Origin of the sequence: Pseudarthrobacter sp. MM222 (assembly GCF_947090775.1) — a bacterium.
Classification (GTDB): Bacteria; Actinomycetota; Actinomycetes; order Actinomycetales; family Micrococcaceae; genus Arthrobacter.
On the sequence record NZ_OX352321.1, the window covers coordinates 2,498,775 to 2,515,640 of the forward strand.

Consider the following 16,866-nt stretch of genomic DNA (forward strand, 5'->3'; position numbering starts at 1 on the left):
TTGCATCAAGGCCGGACGAGGACCTTGAGCGATTCGCGGTTGTCCATCGCGCGGTAGCCGTCGGGTACCTCGTCGAGGCCGATCGTGCTGTCGAAAACCCTGCCAGGGTTTACCGAGCCGTCGAGGACGCCGGGCAGCAGCGTCTCGATGTAGGCGCGGACGGGGGCCGGGCCGCCGGTGAGCGTGATGTTTGGCCCGAACATGGAGCCGAAACCAATCGGTGCGTCCTCGTACTGCGGCACCCCGACGCGGCTGATCACGCCTCCCGGGCGGATGACGCCGAGCGCCTGGTCGTAGGCGGGCCGGTGTCCGACGCACTCGAGCACGGTGTGGGTGCCGTCGCCGCCCGTGAGATCGCGGACCCGGGTGATGCCCTCCTCCCCGCGCTCGGCCACGACATCCGTAGCGCCGTACTCGATGCCCAAGTCGGTACGGGCCTTGTGCCGGCCCATCAGGATGATCCGCTCCGCGCCCAGTTGCTTGGCGGACAGCACCGCCATCAGTCCGACGGCGCCGTCACCGATCACCGTCACGGTGGTCCGCTCGTTGACTCCGCCCTTGACGGCGGCGTGGTACCCGGTGCCGTAGACGTCGGACAAGGTCAGCAACGACGGCAGCAGTTCACTGTCCTCACCCACCGGGGCCTTGACCAGGGTGCCGTCGGCAAACGGCACTCGCACCGCCTCGGCCTGGGCGCCGCCGATCCCGCCGGCAGCCCAGAAGCCGCCGTGCCGGCAGGACGTCTGCAGTCCCTCAAGGCAGAAGTCGCACGTCCCGTCAGACCAGGCGAAAGGGGCGATGACAAGGTCACCCTGCTTGAGGGTGGAGACGTCTTTGCCGGTCTCCTCGATTACGCCGATGAATTCGTGCCCCATCGGTGATCCCTGCCCGGAGGCGGACATGTTGTGGTAGGGGTGCAGGTCGGATCCGCAGATGCACGAGCGCACGATGCGCACGAGCGCGTCGGTCGGGTCCTGAAGCACCGGGTCGGGCACGTTCTCCACGCGCACGTCGCCGGCGCCGTACATAAAAGTTGCTCGCATGAGGTGTTCCTCCGTCTTTCGGTGGTTTTCGGTGGTTGATGGGCCCGCTGCCTGCCCGTGGGGCAGGGATTTCTGGTCTGTAGTACAGCTAACCGGATGATCGGCGCGGGTGACAGGCCCTGTGAGAACACCTATGACGGCCGGCCGTTGCCCTGGCCTGCTAAGACCCTTCCGATCCGAGCAGGAGGGCCGCCGCGTCAGCGACGTCGATGGGGGTACCGATGCGCTGGAACTTCCCCACGGCCCTGTCAGCTTGCGGATTGCCCAGGCCCACAGTCTCGTTCAGACCGAATCAAAGCCTTGACGGCGCTTCGAAGTGACCCATATCATAAGCAAGCTTAGTAATATTTAGCCGAACGGAGATCCCTGGCCCCAGCCGCTTCCTGTGGAGGCGCAAGCCCGCCACCGGAAGCGACCAGGGCCGGACAGAGAGGTCCGGTTTGCGGCTGCAGTGAAGGCATCAGTGTCAATCCATCATCATTTGAGGAGCACCATGTACTTGCACACCCAGCAACTGATCAATGAAATCGCTGTCGATGAGCCCGATCCTGCGGCGGCCAACGCGCTTCAGGAAGGGCTGGGCGGGCAGTTCGGGGAAATGCGAACGATGATGCAATACCTGTTCCAGAGCATTAATTTCCGCGGGGACGCCGCGTCCAAGCCCTACAAGGATCTGCTCCAGGGCGTCGGCACCGAGGAGATCAGCCACGTTGAACTGATCGGCACCACGATTTCCCGGCTGCTGGACGGGTCCCCCGAGTACCAGGGTAAGAAGACCGATCCCGTGGACCAGCCCGGCGCCAAAGGGGCCACGCCGCTGAAGATCGCGCTGGACACCAGCAACATCCACCACTACCTGGTCGGTGCCCAGGGGGCATTGCCGGTGGATGCCGCCGGCAACCCGTGGAGCGGGTCGTACGTGTACAACAGCGGCAATCTGGTCCTCGACTTGCTGTACAACCTGATGCTCGAGTCCACCGGCCGGCTCCAGAAGTGCCGGATCTACGAAATGACCGCTAACAAGACGGCCCGGTCCACCATCGCGTACCTGATCGTGCGGGACCAGGCGCACGAAAATGCCTTCGCGAAAGCCCTGGAGAGTCTTGGCGTGAACTGGGGCAAGGTGCTGCCCATTCCGAAAACCAATGCCGAGCAGTTCCCGGAAGTGAAGAAGCTCCTGGACCTGGGCCTGCAGAGCATCCAGTACACTTTCAGCGCTGACAATCTCAGCGAAGCGGGCAAGCTGTACCGGGGCGCATCGCCTTCCAATGACGGTACCGAACTGATCACCGACGTCATGCCCGCCGGCTTCCCGATGACCATTTCACCGGAACGCCGGGAAGAGTTCGCGCCCGGATTGGATGCCGACCTGCTGGCACTGATCCAGGCCACCGCCGAAGTCGAACTCAAAGACGCGAATAACCCCAAGGAGACTAAGAGCTAGGTCCACGTTCGCGGACAGGAACCCGGTTTAGGTCGGCGTCGCGTCTTGGCCATTCCCGGGTTCCGGGCGGTTGTCGCGGTCCTGAGCGTCGGGGATTTCGGTGCGGAAGCTGATCAGTTTGTGCGTGCCGTCGCAGTACGGCTTGATAGCGGAGGCGCCGCATCGGCAGAGGGCGATCGTTTTGCGCTGCCGTGGCACGGGCTCGCCGGAGGGCGTGACGACGTCGAAGTCACCGCGGACCAGGATCGGGCCGTCGGGACAGAGAACAAGTGAGGCGTTCCCGGGGTTTAGGGGGCTGTCGGTCATAGGTGCTTCCGATCTGGGCGTGCGGGGGGAGGGGTCGGATTTTGCCTTCGCGGCGGAGCCGCGGGGAGCCGCCGGGGCGGGAAGGTCATGCCGTGGCGGGTAGCGGCGACCGCAGTGAGGTCCGGTCGTGTTCCCAGGCGTCCATGAGGTGGGTGGCGAAGCGCGCGTCGATGCAGGAGACCGCGGCCGCGCCGAAGAGAACGTCCGGCAGGAGGTCCGGTTCGGCCTCCACGAGTCCGCCGGCGAGGTCCCGGCCGGCGATCTGCTCGTGGACGGCGTCCGCCTCGACGTGCTCATCGAAATACCCTGTCACGCCCGCGTCAAAGCCCAGCCGCCGGAAACCCTTCCCATAGAGCTGGTTCGGGCGCGAGGACGTCATCTCGTACATCGCCAGATGCCCGGCGACCGCGCCGCGGAGCCGCCGGTTCAACCCGAACAGGGACATCACGTTCACCGAGGCCAGCGAGATGGCCGGGACGGCGTCCACGTAGCCGCCGTAACTGTCATCGAGCCCCAGCCCCCTCATGGTCCGGGCGAACAGGGCGCTGTGCATGCGGTCCGGGTGGCCGCCGCCGTACTCGTCGGCCTGGATCTCCACGAGGGCGGCCTTGGCCCGGCCGGTCAGGCGCGGAATGGCCCAGGTGTGCGGGTCGGCTTCCTTGAGCTGATACACCGACTTGTGGATCAGGAATTCCCGCAGCTGACCGGCCGTCGCCTTCATGGCCACGTGGCGGGACACGCTGGGCCCGGCGTCCCTGGCGGCCAGGTCGAACAGCAGGGCCGCAGTGGCGTCGCTGTCGGGAGTCCCCGACTCCGGGCACCGGAGCGTCGCCGTTACCTCGCCGGCCTCGGAGCGCAGCCACGCCTCAAACGGGCCCTCCAGCAGGTGGCGGATCCCGATCAGTCCGGGGTGCCATTCCCAGCGGTCATCGACGCCGTCGAGGCCTCCGTAGTGCAGTTCGTAGAGGCAGAACAACGCGAGCTGCACGTCGTCGTCGTCGATGATGTCCCCGACACCGGGCAGCTGCCCCGCGACGAGCGCGTGCAGGGCGGTCACGGCGTCCGGGTCGGCGCCGGGCGCCCCGGCCAGGAGCGAAAACAGTTCGGCAGTGATCGGTCCCCGCGGTTCAGGGATGTGCATTGGTACTCCTAGGTCGGCTGTTGCCGTGGTGGCTGCGGGCATTTGCGGTTCGTCTCTGTTGAGGGATTAGCCGTCCGGCCGGAACGGACCTAGGTCCCCGCGGAGAAACTAGTGCACGCTCGGCCGCCGGCAGTCAGCGACCGACTTGTCGGCGGCCGGCCAGGCTTTCAGCAACACCGATGAGCAAGACGGCGGCGATGACAGCCATGATGAAGCCCAGGAAATTTAGTTCGAAGATGTCGCCGGTGCCCAGCAGGCTGGCGATGATCCCTCCGATCACGGAGCCTGCAAGCCCCAAAAGCAGCGTGGCGAAAAGCCCGAGGTTTTGTTTGCCGGGCTTAATCAGACGTGCGAGAGCGCCAATCACCAGTCCGGCGATGATGAAACCAATCATGTTCAAGATTCCTTACTGTATGTCTTCTCGTACGGGGAGTTCTGATGTCACGCGGAGTTCAAAAGTCACGCGGAGTCAGGGACCGCGGCGGATATATGCGTGCGGGGACTTTCCCGTCTCCAAAGATCTGAGGTCACCGACCCGGTGAGCGAGATTGCTCCGGAAGTCCGGGTCTGTATCGGTCCGCGGCTGCGCCAGGTCCTGGAGCAGCTCCTCGGCGGCGCCGAGTGCTTCGACGCCGTCCTGCGTGAGTTCAATGCTGGCGGTCCGGCCGTCCCTGCCGCGTTGTTTCCTCAGCATGCCCAGACTCTGCAGCCGTTGAACAACTTTTCCCATGCTTTGGGGGCTGACGCAGAGCAGCCCAGCGAGGTCCGATGCCTTGGTGGCTTGCAGTTCCGCGATGGTCTCCAGCGCCTCGAGCGAGCCCTTGGTCAGGCCGAGGTGGCTTATGGTGCGGTTGATGCGCCGCTCGTCCAGTCGGGCCGCCATGCCTAGGAGCTGGCATGTGGGCAAATCGTCCGGTTCCCTGTGGTGATCCGCTGCCATGTGCTGTCCTCCTTCGTCAATCCCTGCTGCCGGTGCCGGCTTCCGGGAATCCGAGCCGGCCCGCCCCGCCGGGTCCATCCGGTGGGGCGGGCTGGCATGGGGTGGGGACGCTTAGGCGTTCTGGACGTGATCCTTGGCGTCCGCGGACGTTTCTTTCACGTCGGAGACGGCCACCTGGCCCTCCTCCTTAACCGCTTGGACGGCGTCGGTGGCGGTGGCTTTGACGTTTTCCATGGCGTCCTGGGCCGGTTCCTGCAGGCCCTGAACCATGTCCTTGGCGGCGTCGGTCAACTGGCTGGTAACTGGTTCCGCAGCGCTCTTCAAGGCCTAGGCCGCTTCGCGTTCCTTCTGGCTCGGCGGGATCAGGGAGGAGACGAGCAGGCCCGCGCCGAACGCGATGAGCCCGGCGGCCAAAGGGTTGCCGCGGGTTTTCGCGGCCGCCTGGTGGGGCGCGTCGGCGACGGCGGAGCCTGCGTCACTCAGGGTGGACCCGAGGACCGAGCCGACGCCGCCGACTGCCGATCCGGCGCTGCCCGCAGCGGTGTTTACGCGGCCGGTGGCGTGGTCGGCTGTTCCCATGATTTTGTCCTTTACTCCGAACACGGCGTCCTTGACCTTGTCGGTCTGCCGATGGACGATATTGGACGGTGTCACCTTGTCGGCGACAGCGTCGACATTGGTGCCTAGCCGTGCGCGGGTTGCTTCGATATCGGCGCGGATAGCGTCCGGGTTGTCACTCATCGGTAGTCCTAACTGGGTTTCAGGGTGGGTGGAATTTCCTGGAGTGTTGCGGCGGTCTGGGGCATACCTTTGATCGTTTTGAGCTCTTTGCGTCCCCTGGAGGTCAGGACGGCGGCGACGATGGCCCACAGGACCGCGACGATGACGGCGGACCAGCCTAGGCCGGTCCACTCCTCGCCGACCGCGTACCAAAGGGCGATGGAGAGGAACAGGAGCACGAAATGCCCGGCGACTCCGGCACCGGCAAGCATTCCGCTGCCCTTGCCTGCGCGGGTGGCCGACTGCTTGGCCTCGACTTTGGCGAGTTCCACTTCCTGGCGCATCAGCGTGGAGAGGTCGCGGGTCACGTCAGCCAGGAGATCCCCGAGTGACGTCGCGTCGGCTTTGGCGTGCGCCGCCGATGCAGGAGTGATCTGATCGCTCACGGCTGGCGTCCTTCGACGTCCGTGAACGGATCATTGTGGGCCGCCAGCGTAGGCGTGGTCGCCGCGGGGCTAGCGGTACCCGCCGCCGTCGGCGCTTCGAAGAAATGGTCGCCGGTCCCGGCAGCGATGACTGTCTCCTGATGCCTGGGGGTGGCAGGCGCCGGCTGTTGTGTCGGCCGCGGGGGGACTTCGGTGAGGTTCGACGGCGTCGAGGTCGGCGCTCCGGCCTGCAGGCTGCGGGCTAGGCGCCCGGCGACCAGGCCGGCGCCGGCCGCGATGAGCAGGAATGCTCCCGGGCGCTGGCGGGCGAAGGTTTTGGCTTCCTCCAGCAGTGAACCTGGATCCCTGTTCTCCAGCCACGAGGCGATGGATGCGGACCGGTCCGCTGCCTGCCGAACCAGGTCTGAGGCGACACCCGGCTGGTCGGGCGCGTCGGCCATGGTGCGCAGCTGAGAGGAGATGCTGTGGATTCCCTCGGCGGCCTTCTGCTGCTGGGTTCCCGCTTGGCTGGTGAGGTCCGATTTCGCTTGGTACAGGAGGTCCCGCGTGTTGGTCTTCACCTCGGAGACCACGTTGGAGGCCTCCTCTTTGGCCGTCGCCGCGACGTTCTGGGCAGCACCGGCCGCCTGGCCGGCAACATTTGCTGCCTCGTCCTTCGCAGCTTCGGTTTTGGTCGGCGTGCCGCCCTGGGAGGTGGGCGGTGCGGGCGTTCCGGAAGGAGCTCCGGACGTTGCCGGGTACGGATCAGACGTCTGCTGCCATGGGTTCTCAGTCATCTTCACTCACTTTCCTGGGTGGGTTGGCTGCTGCTCTGATGAACAAGCACTTACATCAATAGTAAGCATGATTACTATAAATAGTAAGCAGGCTTCTCAATCGTTTTGGTTTTCTGTTGCGTTCTCCGGCAGTAACGTGTGGCTATGGCTACTCCAAGGCCCGCCGCCAATGGAACAGCGCCCTCGAGGCTCGCGGGCCTCCTCTATGGGCTGGGGCTGGGTGGTTTTGTTGATGGCATCGTCTTGCACCAGATCCTCCAGTGGCACCACATGCTCAGCCACACTCCGGATCATCCGGTCACGACTGTGGCCGGCCTGGAGGTAAACACGCTTGCGGACGGGTTCTTCCACCTCGCGATGTGGCTGCTGGTGCTGGCCGCATCCATCACCACGATTGCCTCGTGGCGCCGGGGACGGCTGGCGCCGAACTGGAGCTTCCACTTCGGGCTCGTGCTGGTGGGGTGGGGAATCTTCAACGTCGTGGAGGGCCTGGTCGATCACCATCTGCTTCAGGTGCACCATGTCAGGGATGACCTCGGCGGGCCGCTTTCCTGGGACATCGGCTTCCTGCTTGCCAGTGTGCTGCTCATCGCCGCAGGATGGCTTCTCCACCAGCACGGCGTTCGCACCCTCTTGCGGCCCACTGCGTCCCGAACTGCGGAGGAGATGGCATGAATGAACCGTTAAGCGGTGCAGCCGGTCTGGCCTTCGCCGCTGCCTTCAAGGCCCTGAAGGTCCTGCGCCCCGACCGGCCCATCCACCCCGCGGGCGTGGCTCTCACCGGAACCATCGAAAGGCGACCGGGAGGCGCCGGCAGCGGGATCCTCTGGATCGATTCCGCCGGCACGGACGCCGTCAGCGCCCGGTTATCACGATCTCTTGGCACGCCCTCTGGCTGGCCGGATATTATCGGGCTGGCCCTGCGTATTACTACGGCGACGGGTTCCGCGGACGTTTTGCTGGCATCCACCGGTATGTCATGGCCTGGCCGCCTGATGCTCACGGCCCACCGCTATGCCAGCAGCAGCAAGCTGACGTCGCTTATGCCCTACAAGGGGTTCAGGGGTCCGGTCCTGCTGGCGGCCCGTCCCGAGGTCGGCGGGAGGGTCCTTCCCGCCACACCCGATGCTTTCCGCCAGGCGCTGGCCACCGGCACCTGGACCCTGGGGCTCTTTTATGCCCGGCCCATGGGGCAGTGGATCGGTTTCGGCACCCTCGCGCTGACCCTCGACCCCGAAAAGGCGGATCTCAACACCAGGTTCGACCCGCTCAGCAATACCCTGCCCGGGGCCGGTACCTACGGCTGGGCAGGGCGACTGCGCGCGCCGTCCTACGAAGCCGCCCGTCGGCCGGGTCCATAGCGGTGATTTTATGAGCGATACTCCAATGGACGACGGCCCCGAATCCGACGACACCGAAAGCCTTCCCGACCTTCTCGCCGATGCGCTTTCTCCCGTGGTCCACCCGGACTATGACTCGGGATCCCGGGCAGGTTCCGGGAGTGAGGGCGGGAACGGGGATTCCGGCCAGGGCGACGGCGACGACCACAAGCCCGAACGCCGCCCATAACAGCGGCTCCCGTGCCGAGAACGCGCTCGTTCTGACCTGATGTAGGCGACGCCGTCCGGGCCGCCGGGTTTGAGCCTGCCGGCCGCATCCACTTCCAGTCCGTGGTCGAGGAGGAATGCACCGGCAATGGCTCCCTTGCCGCCCTGATGCGCAACTACCGCGCCGACGCCGTCATTATTCCGGAACCGGAGGAGGCTGGTGCGACATCGACGAACGTCCCTAGAGGCCCATCCCCCTAATCACCCGCAGGCGTCCACCGAAACTGGAGCCGGCAGCTCGCAGTCAGCGCAACCTGGGCGATGCCCGCGATCTCCAGCGCGATGGCGCTGGGCCGCGGAAGCAGTGGCGACGGCGGGTAGGCCACCGACACCGTAAGTTGTCGATTGCCGTCGGCACTGCTGATCGCGATAGTCCCGTAGCCGGGGACATCGCCGGAATGCCCGTAGTAGAAGCCGTTGGTACACCTGTCATTCCAATGCTCCAGTCCGAGGCCATAGTCGGCGTAGACATGGCCCTTCATCTCACTGAGACTGGCGGGAGTCAACAGCTGGCCCCGCAGCAGCGAGGCATAGAAGGTGTTGATCTCTTCTACCGTGGAGATCACTCCCCCGGACCCGGATCCGCTGTGCATCGAGGAGTACGCCACGTCCACAAGTCCGCCCTCGGCCAGCGCGTAGCCGTGGACGAGGTTGGCCGGGGCGGCTCCGTCGCCAACCAGCGTCGTGGAGCGAAGACCCAGCGGCTCCACAATGTCGGCCCGCAGGACGTCAGCGAGCGGCGCACCGTGGAGTCGTTGCACCAGCAGCCCCAAAGCCTCATAGTCCGAGCGGGAATTGCTGACCTCCAGCGGCCGCCGCGGCTGCCAGGAAACAGTCCCGGCCAGCGCGAGGCGCTGCTCGGGGCTGATCGGCGTGGCCAGTACTAGCCGGGGCGGAGCCGACTCCAATAGTGGCGGGAAGAAATCGGGCATGCCGGACGTGTGGCTAAGGAGCTGGCGCACGGAAAGGGGCTCGGGCGGGTGCAGGAGCCCGTCCAGCTCGGGTAGGTACTTGGTGATGGGATCGTCCAGCTCCAGCCGGCCCTCGTCCACGAGCTTCAACACGGAAACCGCCACCATGGTCTGGGTGAGGCCACCCACCTGCACGGGGTCGCTCGGCTGGACAGGGATGCCGCCGTCGCGGCTCCGAACGCCGGCCGCATGCGACCACTCCTCGTGGCCGGCTTTCGCCTCCATCAGAACGGCCGTCGCACCCTCCCGGAGCAGCTCCTCGGCGTACAGCTCGAGCATCGCCTTGAGGGCGCGGAGGGAGGACGACGGCGGCGCTACCGCCGTCGTCGCGGGTCGCGGGGGCGCCGGCGGGGTGGTCGACGTGGTCACCGGCGGGTCCGCTGTCGCTGGCGGGCTTGGGTGGGACGGCGCCGGATCCGGCTCACCGATGCAGCCGCCGAGGAGCCCGCAGACCATCAAGGCGGCGCTGCTGAACAACACGCCCGCCCTGTGGCGCGATCCGCCGTCGCGAGCCGCAACCATCCGAGAACCTTCCATCTGCCGGTCTGCAGCAAGCGCCAGGCGCTGCCCCGACACTTTGATGCTCCCCCGGGGTCCGGGGGGCGTCAAGGTGCCCCGTGACCCGGGAGATTTGTTGCTTGCGTCGTCCCCAACAGAACCCGACATGAAGCGATCTGCAACCGGCGTACACCGGTTAGGCTCGCACCATGCCTTGGCGCTCCTGCTTGGCCGGACGCCCGCGGAAACTGGGGCCTGTGGTGCCGCAAGTCTCAGCCGTACTGGGTTCCGCTCGTGAGCGCCGCGTCCGTGAAGTCGAAATCACAGACGCCTCAGGGCGCGTTGCCCGGGCGCTACCGATCGAAACGGAACCGACCGGGTGGTATCCGTTTGGGCCGGACTGCGGGGGCCGGTCAGGTTCAGGCCAGTCCAAGTGCCTGCGTGAGTCCGGCGCTGGTGCGATCGACGTCAGCTTGTCTCCTCTTCCTGGCGGATCGCGTCGAGGATCTTTCGGAGTGATCCGGGCCGGGCGGCCACCTCGATGTCGCCTTTGTCGGTGGTCAGCCGGACGGCGTGGAATCCCTGATGGGTGACGTATTTTTGCTCCTTCCGGTCGACCTTCCTGGGCTCGGTGGACACGGCCGCCACGGCGCCGAAGGTCGTCGGCCGTCCTGACGGCTCGAGCGTGTCGTAGACGGCGGGCTGAAACTTCATGCGCGCTGGCCCGTCGAAGGTGGCCACACCCATGTTCCAGATCCCGCTGAGCGATCCGGGAAGTGAATCCGGGTAGCGGACATAGACCAGAATCCCGCCCTGTGAGTCGAGTTTGGCCGCGGCTTTGCGTTCCCGGCGTGCTTGGAAGTACCAGAGAACTGCCGCGTAGACCGCCCACATCGCAGCATTGATGAGCGTCTCGTCGAGCGGGTGGCCCCAGCTCACGAAGAGCGCTATTCCCGCGCCCCACGAAATGGCGAGGACCACCAGGGCAACAAACTTGCGGTGCGCGGCTATCCACTTCCTCATGCCGGCCATCCTAGACGGATCTCTCAGCCACGCCCCCGGGGTTAGGCCATCGGGCAGCGGCGTCCGGGAAGAGCTTGCTTGCCGTACACGGCTAAGTATGGTGCACGTCAGCCGCGGGCGGGGGCCATTTCCCGTTCACCGTTGAAGTATTCGAGCTCCCAGCCGTCGATGGCATGGTGGTGGGCCAGGTTGAGGACGGCGTTGTCGATGCTCTGCAGGGTGCGGCCGATGGCGCGGCTAAGGCTCACGCGTAGGAGCGTGCCATGGGCGACCACCAGGACCCGGCGGCCGCGGAACTCGTTTGCCAGTGCTTCCAGCGCGGTCAGCCCCCGGTGTGCTGCCTCGTCTTCGCTTTCTGCGCCGTGGAAACCATTCGGAATGCGAAGTGCTTCCAGTTCGGGGCCGGCCTGCAGGCCTTCCGCGGGTCCGAAGGCACGCTCGGTAAGCTCCGGCACGTGCCGGGCCACCTTGAGCCCCAGTCCGGCGGCAATGAGGTCCGCGGTTTCTGCGGCGCGGCTCAGCGGCGATGATATGACGGCGTCCCACTCATAGCCGGCCAGAACGGCGACGGCGCCACGCGCCTGGCCCCGGCCGACGTCGTTGAGCGGAATGTCAGTGGATCCCTGCAGCCGGCGCTGCGCATTCCAATCCGTCTGTCCATGGCGGATGAGGGCGAAGGTGGTGAGGGTCATGCGCTCCATTCTGCCCTGATACCTGGCACTCACCGGAATCGCCCCGATCCATGACGGCCGGATTGTCCGGCATCAGCGGCGTGGCAAGGGCCGCCGTCGTCGTCCCACCTCCGAGCAGCACGACGGCGACAACTGCTCGACGCTCAGCCGGATACGAACCGGGGAGTGGTGGCATGATGGGCGCATGAGCAGAGTCACATGCGATCTGACCATCTCCCTCGACGGATTCCTCGCCGGTCCGAACCAAACCCAGACGGACCCCCTGGGCGAGGGCGGAGAGCTCCTGCACAGGTGGCAATTCGAAGAACCCGAGTCCAACGCAGCCGAGCTCGAGGGCATCCTCGCGGCCGGCGCCTACATCATGGGACGGAATATGTTCGCAGGGCCCGGGACTTGGGATGAGGAATGGCGGGGATGGTGGGGTGAGGAGCCTCCGTATCACGCACCCGTGTTCGTTCTCACCCATCACCCACGCGAGCCTTTGGAGATGCAGGGCGGCACCACGTTCAACTTCGTGAACGATGGGATCGAATCGGCGCTGGCCCAGGCGCGGAACGCTGCTGGCAGCAAGGACGTGGCCATTGCCGGAGGGGCGCAGACCGCCCGACAATACCTTTCGGCGGGGCTGATCGACGAGCTCCGACTCCACACTGCGCCCATTGTCCTGGGAGCGGGCGAGCGGCTGTTCGACGGCGTCGCAAACCTCAAGCTTGAGCCCACCGAAGTGCGCGGTACCCGGCTGGTAACTCACGTGCACTATCGGGTAATCCGCTGAAGAGCTGACGCTCAAATGTCGCGCCAATTGAAACTTCGATTCTTCAGACTTAAACAATGACTTTGCGGGGAGTTCGAAGGTGAATGGGTATTTGTTCGCCCTGATGGCCGGGACGTCGCCGGCGAAATGACTATCCCCGCCGTGTAAAGCACGTGGGGACAGCACACTGACCACGTCCAAGCTCGCGGAACGCCATGGTATTCAGGAGAAGACTTTCTGTACGCTACTCGCCTGCGTCACATGGCGAACAGCCGATCCGCGCCTCTAATGATCCGCGCCTTTACTGTCGGTGGCTCCTGAGATGCTGTGGGTATGGAAAGCACGGCGGCATGGAGTGCGGAATGCAGGGAGGCCCTGGCGGCCGTCGCCGCGTCCATTGCAGACCTTGAGGCTTCTCTGGGTGCCCACACGGACCCACCCGGCCCCGATTCCCTCCACGACGCCGATCCGCTCCGGGATCTCGCGGATGCTTGCCTGGACGGCCTCTCCGGCCTGGCCCGGCTGGATGCCCGGTCCGCCGCGCTGAAGGTGCGCCTGACCGCCGACTACGCCCAGGCCGCCACGGCCCTGGCCCGCCTGGCGGCGTCCCCGCAGGAGCACACCGCCCAGGAAATGGCCGTCGTCGCGGAGGTCGCCTGCGTCCTGACCGTCAGCGAACGCACCGCCGCCGCGCTGCTGTCCGAAGCCCTGGCCCTAACGGCGACGCTGCCGCTGACCCTGGCTGCCCTGCAGGCCGGGACGATTTCCTGGCAGCACGCCCGGATCCTCGTCGACGAAACCAACAACCTGGAACCCGGCGCGGCGGCCGAACTCGAGGCGCACTTCCTGGACCCCGCCGCGGCGAACCCGGCCCGCGGCTGCCCCGCCGGGGACCTCACCCCGGGCCGGTTCCGGGCGAAGGCACGGGCCTGGCGGGAACGCCACCACCCGGTCAGCATCGAGGCACGCCACACCAGAAGCGCCGAAGACCGCCGGGTTGACTACACCCCGGACCGGGACGGCATGGCCTGGCTCTCGGCCTACCTCCCGGCCGACACCGCCGCCGGGATCTGGGACCGGACCACCGCCGCCGCCCGCGCGCTCCAGGGGCCCCACGAGGCCCGCACGCTCACCCAGCTCCGCGCCGACATCACCGCCACCTGGCTCCTCAGCACCGGCACCACCGGCCCGGGCGGGGACCTGGCCGGGGGTGTGGCCGGGGGTGTCCCGTCGCCGCGGGCGCAGGTCCTGATCACCGTCCCGGTCATGGCCCTCCTCGGCGCCACCAACGAACCCGCCACCCTCGACGGGCACGGGCCGATCCCACCCTCCATGGCCCGCCGCCTGATCGCCGACGGCGCCGACTCCTTCTACCGCGTCCTCACCGACCCCCGCGACGGCGCCCCGCTGGAAATCGGCCGAACCAGCTACCGCCTCACCAAGGCCCAGCGTCAATGGCTCCGCCTCCGCGACGCCAAATGCCCGTTCCCCGGCTGCAACAACCACTCCCTGGACAACGACGCCGACCACCTCCTGGCCTGGGCCGACGGCGGCACCACCGGCATCACCAACCTCGGCCAACCCTGCCCCAAACACCACCGCCTCAAACACACCACCGCCTGGACACCCACCGCCGCCACCAAAACCACCCCACCCGGATGGACCTCACCCACCGGACGCCACTACCCCAGCGAACAACAAGACTGGGAACCACCCCACTGGCCCCACCACACCCCGGACACGGACACAGACCCGGATCTGGATCTGGATCTGGATCTGGATCTGGATCTGGACGAATACCCACCGCCAGATCCAGGACACCATCCGGACCTGGAACTGCCCTCGGACCCCTTCCCTGAAGCGCTCCTGTTCCAATGTGTCTGATTGACTGGCTGCCTCCCGTTTCTGCGGATTTCAACCAAGTTCGTGGCGCGTCTCCTGCCCTTTGCACGCCACATGCCCGTCGGACCGGATCAACACGGCCGCAGGAGCGCTGACGAACCGATCACCGGAAGTTTCCACCCGCCGTCGTACCTGGCGTCCACCATCATGCAGAAGGGTGAAGGCGCGCAGCGGGCCGTCGGCGGTGATGACGTCGGATTGCGGACCCCGAAGTCTGTGCCAAAGACCTCGGTCAGCGCCTTGCCGAGGTCCGCCAGGGTGGGCTTGGCGGCCGGTCCAAGTTTCTTCTCGGTCACGACTACCCGCGTGGTTCGCCCGTCCTTCATCAGGTGCAGCCCATGGATCCCCACCTCGCCGATGCGGATGCCCGCCGGCGTCTCCTGGGTCACCTCCACTGCGGCGATCAGGCTGCTCCTCGTCGCGCTACACCAGCCGGGAACTCGGCGCCGGCTGCCTGGCGGGCAGCGCTTCGCCCGCCGTCGGCGCCAACCAGGTACAGCGCGCGCATCGGTCCGCCGTCGGCGAGATGCACCTCGACCCTAGTTGTCCTGGTCGACCCCGGTCGTCCTGGGCGAATCCGGCCCCTCGATCCTGCTCAAGGAAGGGCCCGTTCGACGTCCTGGACGGATCGGGACAACAGGCAGAACTCGTTGCCCTCGGGATCACCCAAAACCACCCAGCTGACGTCGGGGCCCTGGCCCACGTCTCTTCGTTGCGCGCCGAGGGCGAGTAGGCGCTCGAGCTCCTCGGCAGTGGATACGCCATCGGCCCGGAGGTCGAAATGCAGCCGGTTCTTAACGGTCTTGCCCTCGGGCACCGCGGCACATCGATGGAAGGCCCGATACTATCCCGGGGCCCGATGCTGATGATGTCGCTGTCCTCTTCGAGAACATGCCAGCCGAGGACGGCGCACCAGAAGTCGGCCACCACCCGCGGCTGGATCGCATCAATGGCAATGACGGCTAATCGGCTGGTCATGCCACCACGATAGCGCGGGAGACATGGCTACGGGGGCGGGACCAATCCTTGGTTTCGGGAAAGCAGCCCTCCAATGAGTCCTGCAAGGGCTGCCGGCAGGGCGAAGAGACCGGCGATCTGTGGAGTCAGTGACGGGGGCGTCATGATCATCGTCGCCAAGCCCACCAGCGCTGCCGGCGCGGCCACGCAGATCGTCACCCAAAGCGGGTTGCCCCGGACCTGCGACCAAACGGCTGCTGCAAGCGACGCGGCAGACCCGGCCAGCATGAACAGCCTGCCCACGCGCAGCCGCTCGATGAACTCCGGGACCGGCGCGTAGACGAAGAATGCCGTCCGTTCAAGGGCAATACTAGTCAGGACGATAGAGACAACCACCAAGGCCGCCCAAGGCAGTGATCTTCCCCTCCACCATGGGCGGACGACATAGCGTTCGTTGCCGTTCTGCGAACTCATCACAAGGCGAGCCTAGCGAACCCTCCACGGCATCGTTCGCCGCCGGGCAGGATGCCGTGGGCTTAACCGGCCGCAGCCTCGTCTGCGTTCTTGGGAGAATGGAATCATGGATTTTAACCGGCTGCTGCAGATCCGGCGCATCTATGCGCAGCGTGCTGCACTAGAGCTACCCAGGGGCAAGGAGATCGTCGAACGCTGGCCGGACGCCGACGTCGTGCTTGTCGACAACCACTGGAACATCCCGGAAGTGCACGGTGATGAAACGAACGTGCCGCGCTGGTCCCGGATCAAGACGGAGGCGCTGGTCCTCGGCGTCAAGACAGCGCTGACCGTCAAGCCGAACGGCCGGTCTGCCGACTTCATTGCGCCCTCAACCGCGAACGGCTGCGCCATGGCATGCGCATACTGCTATGTGCCCCGGCACAAGGGGTACAGCAACCCGGTAACCGTGTTCGCGAACATCGACCAGATTGCCGGGCGCTCGAGCGGCACGCCACACGCCAGGGCATGAAGCTTGAGCCCAACCAGTGCGACCCGGAACTCTGGGTCTACGACATCGGTGAAAATAGCGACTGCTCGGTCGACGCGCTGATCAGCGATAACGTGGCGGATCTCGTCACGCTCTTCCGCGATTTGCCCACCGCCAAGCTGTCCTTTGCCACCAAGTACGTGAACCCGGCAATGCTCGGCTGGGACCACGGCGGTCATACCAGGATCCGCTTTTCCCTCATGCCCGCGGACTTGGCGAAATCGATTGATGTTCGGACCTCGCCGGTGGCTGAACGCATGGCCGCGATCAACGACTTCGTCGAGGCCGGGTACGAGGTGCACGTGAACTTCTCCCCCGTCATCATCACGGACACTTGGCTCAGCGACTGGGAGGAGCTGCTGCGGCAACTCGATGCCACCCTGACAGCCGCCGCAAAGGCCCAGCTCGCGGCAGAAGTCATCTTCCTGACCCACAACGAGCGGCTCCACGAGGTCAATCTGGGGTGGCATCCGCAGGCCGAGAACGTGCTGTGGCGTCCGGACCTCCAGGAATCGAAAGTCTCGTCCAACGGCTTCACCAACGTCCGCTACCGTTCGGGAACCAAGGCGGGCTATGTGCGGCAGCTGACCTCGCTTATTGCGGAGATCGCGCCTTATTGCCGGATCCGCTACGCGTTCTGAGG

General features: G+C 66.0%; 20 protein-coding genes and 3 pseudogenes. 8 read left to right on the forward strand and 15 right to left on the reverse strand.

Going from position 1 to position 16,866, the window contains the following annotated elements; all coding sequences use genetic code 11:
• Positions 1 to 5: 5 nt before the first annotated feature.
• Entirely contained in the window at positions 6 to 1,043 is a 1,038-nt protein-coding gene (locus OM977_RS11335) for a zinc-binding dehydrogenase (protein ID WP_264354072.1), read from the reverse strand.
• A gap of 493 nt (positions 1,044 to 1,536) precedes the next feature.
• Here OM977_RS11335 and OM977_RS11340 point away from each other — a divergent pair, with 493 nt between their 5' ends.
• Positions 1,537 to 2,487: a manganese catalase family protein gene (locus tag OM977_RS11340; protein ID WP_264354073.1), complete on the forward strand. Its 951-nt coding sequence runs from the start codon at positions 1,537 to 1,539 to the stop codon at positions 2,485 to 2,487.
• A gap of 27 nt (positions 2,488 to 2,514) precedes the next feature.
• On the opposite strand, the gene OM977_RS11345 is transcribed toward OM977_RS11340, so the two are convergent.
• The 7 genes and pseudogenes from OM977_RS11345 to OM977_RS11375 all read right to left on the reverse strand — a co-directional run bounded on the left by OM977_RS11345 (position 2,515) and on the right by OM977_RS11375 (position 6,816).
• On the reverse strand, positions 2,515 to 2,793 hold the full coding sequence (locus OM977_RS11345) for a CDGSH iron-sulfur domain-containing protein (RefSeq protein ID WP_264354074.1): 279 nt from the start codon (positions 2,791 to 2,793) through the stop codon (positions 2,515 to 2,517).
• 85 nt (positions 2,794 to 2,878) lie between these two features.
• The gene (locus OM977_RS11350; RefSeq protein ID WP_264354075.1) at positions 2,879 to 3,934 is read right to left on the reverse strand and encodes an iron-containing redox enzyme family protein; all 1,056 of its coding nucleotides are present in this window, start codon (positions 3,932 to 3,934) and stop codon (positions 2,879 to 2,881) included.
• A 133-nt stretch (positions 3,935 to 4,067) separates the two neighbouring features.
• A complete protein-coding gene (locus OM977_RS11355) occupies positions 4,068 to 4,328 on the reverse strand; it encodes a GlsB/YeaQ/YmgE family stress response membrane protein (RefSeq protein ID WP_264354076.1) in 261 nt (86 codons plus the stop codon).
• Between the two features lie 75 nt (positions 4,329 to 4,403).
• Positions 4,404 to 4,874: a MarR family winged helix-turn-helix transcriptional regulator gene (locus OM977_RS11360; RefSeq protein WP_264354077.1), complete on the reverse strand. Its 471-nt coding sequence runs from the start codon at positions 4,872 to 4,874 to the stop codon at positions 4,404 to 4,406.
• A 111-nt stretch (positions 4,875 to 4,985) separates the two neighbouring features.
• Positions 4,986 to 5,615 (reverse strand): annotated as a pseudogene (locus OM977_RS11365) (DUF3618 domain-containing protein).
• 8 nt (positions 5,616 to 5,623) lie between these two features.
• Positions 5,624 to 6,040 (reverse strand): phage holin family protein, encoded by a 417-nt coding sequence (locus OM977_RS11370; RefSeq protein WP_264354078.1) that lies wholly within the window; start codon positions 6,038 to 6,040, stop codon positions 5,624 to 5,626.
• Positions 6,037 to 6,816 (reverse strand): hypothetical protein, encoded by a 780-nt coding sequence (locus OM977_RS11375; RefSeq protein WP_264354079.1) that lies wholly within the window; start codon positions 6,814 to 6,816, stop codon positions 6,037 to 6,039. The genes OM977_RS11370 and OM977_RS11375 overlap by 4 nt, the downstream gene beginning before the upstream one ends.
• A gap of 144 nt (positions 6,817 to 6,960) precedes the next feature.
• Here OM977_RS11375 and OM977_RS11380 point away from each other — a divergent pair, with 144 nt between their 5' ends.
• The 4 genes and pseudogenes from OM977_RS11380 to OM977_RS11395 form a co-directional block, all read left to right on the forward strand.
• Entirely contained in the window at positions 6,961 to 7,491 is a 531-nt protein-coding gene (locus OM977_RS11380; RefSeq protein ID WP_264354080.1) for a DUF2243 domain-containing protein, read from the forward strand.
• Positions 7,488 to 8,177 (forward strand): hypothetical protein, encoded by a 690-nt coding sequence (locus OM977_RS11385; protein WP_264354081.1) that lies wholly within the window; start codon positions 7,488 to 7,490, stop codon positions 8,175 to 8,177. Before OM977_RS11380 ends, OM977_RS11385 begins: the two co-directional genes overlap by 4 nt.
• A gap of 10 nt (positions 8,178 to 8,187) precedes the next feature.
• Positions 8,188 to 8,385: a hypothetical protein gene (locus tag OM977_RS11390; RefSeq protein ID WP_264354082.1), complete on the forward strand. Its 198-nt coding sequence runs from the start codon at positions 8,188 to 8,190 to the stop codon at positions 8,383 to 8,385.
• Between the two features lie 47 nt (positions 8,386 to 8,432).
• Positions 8,433 to 8,603: pseudogene (locus OM977_RS11395) on the forward strand (ArgE/DapE family deacylase); the annotation flags it as partial.
• A gap of 17 nt (positions 8,604 to 8,620) precedes the next feature.
• Here OM977_RS11395 and OM977_RS11400 read toward each other — a convergent pair.
• The 3 genes from OM977_RS11400 to OM977_RS11410 all read right to left on the reverse strand — a co-directional run bounded on the left by OM977_RS11400 (position 8,621) and on the right by OM977_RS11410 (position 11,607).
• Positions 8,621 to 9,916 carry a serine hydrolase domain-containing protein gene (locus OM977_RS11400; protein ID WP_264354083.1) on the reverse strand — a complete coding sequence of 432 codons (1,296 nt, stop codon included), beginning with the start codon at positions 9,914 to 9,916 and terminating at the stop codon, positions 8,621 to 8,623.
• Between the two features lie 444 nt (positions 9,917 to 10,360).
• Positions 10,361 to 10,915 (reverse strand): hypothetical protein, encoded by a 555-nt coding sequence (locus OM977_RS11405; RefSeq protein WP_264354084.1) that lies wholly within the window; start codon positions 10,913 to 10,915, stop codon positions 10,361 to 10,363.
• A gap of 107 nt (positions 10,916 to 11,022) precedes the next feature.
• Positions 11,023 to 11,607, reverse strand: a complete 585-nt coding sequence (locus OM977_RS11410) for a histidine phosphatase family protein (protein ID WP_264354085.1) — start codon at positions 11,605 to 11,607, stop codon at positions 11,023 to 11,025.
• Between the two features lie 184 nt (positions 11,608 to 11,791).
• Between OM977_RS11410 and OM977_RS11415 the strand changes: the two genes are divergently transcribed.
• Positions 11,792 to 12,382 (forward strand): dihydrofolate reductase family protein, encoded by a 591-nt coding sequence (locus tag OM977_RS11415; protein WP_264354086.1) that lies wholly within the window; start codon positions 11,792 to 11,794, stop codon positions 12,380 to 12,382.
• Between the two features lie 312 nt (positions 12,383 to 12,694).
• Positions 12,695 to 14,245 carry an HNH endonuclease signature motif containing protein gene (locus OM977_RS11420; protein ID WP_264354087.1) on the forward strand — a complete coding sequence of 517 codons (1,551 nt, stop codon included), beginning with the start codon at positions 12,695 to 12,697 and terminating at the stop codon, positions 14,243 to 14,245.
• An 89-nt stretch (positions 14,246 to 14,334) separates the two neighbouring features.
• Here the strand turns inward: OM977_RS11420 and OM977_RS11425 are convergent, their stop codons facing one another.
• The 4 genes from OM977_RS11425 to OM977_RS11435 form a co-directional block, all read right to left on the reverse strand.
• On the reverse strand, positions 14,335 to 14,658 hold the full coding sequence (locus tag OM977_RS11425; protein WP_264354088.1) for a hypothetical protein: 324 nt from the start codon (positions 14,656 to 14,658) through the stop codon (positions 14,335 to 14,337).
• 8 nt (positions 14,659 to 14,666) lie between these two features.
• On the reverse strand, positions 14,667 to 14,771 hold the full coding sequence (locus OM977_RS19740; protein ID WP_442960729.1) for an FAD-dependent monooxygenase: 105 nt from the start codon (positions 14,769 to 14,771) through the stop codon (positions 14,667 to 14,669).
• 87 nt (positions 14,772 to 14,858) lie between these two features.
• Positions 14,859 to 15,080: a VOC family protein gene (locus tag OM977_RS19690; protein WP_333473975.1), complete on the reverse strand. Its 222-nt coding sequence runs from the start codon at positions 15,078 to 15,080 to the stop codon at positions 14,859 to 14,861.
• A 188-nt stretch (positions 15,081 to 15,268) separates the two neighbouring features.
• On the reverse strand, positions 15,269 to 15,694 hold the full coding sequence (locus OM977_RS11435; protein WP_264354089.1) for a hypothetical protein: 426 nt from the start codon (positions 15,692 to 15,694) through the stop codon (positions 15,269 to 15,271).
• A gap of 106 nt (positions 15,695 to 15,800) precedes the next feature.
• Between OM977_RS11435 and OM977_RS19695 the strand changes: the two are divergent.
• Positions 15,801 to 16,864: pseudogene (locus tag OM977_RS19695) on the forward strand (spore photoproduct lyase family protein).
• Positions 16,865 to 16,866: the final 2 nt, after the last annotated feature.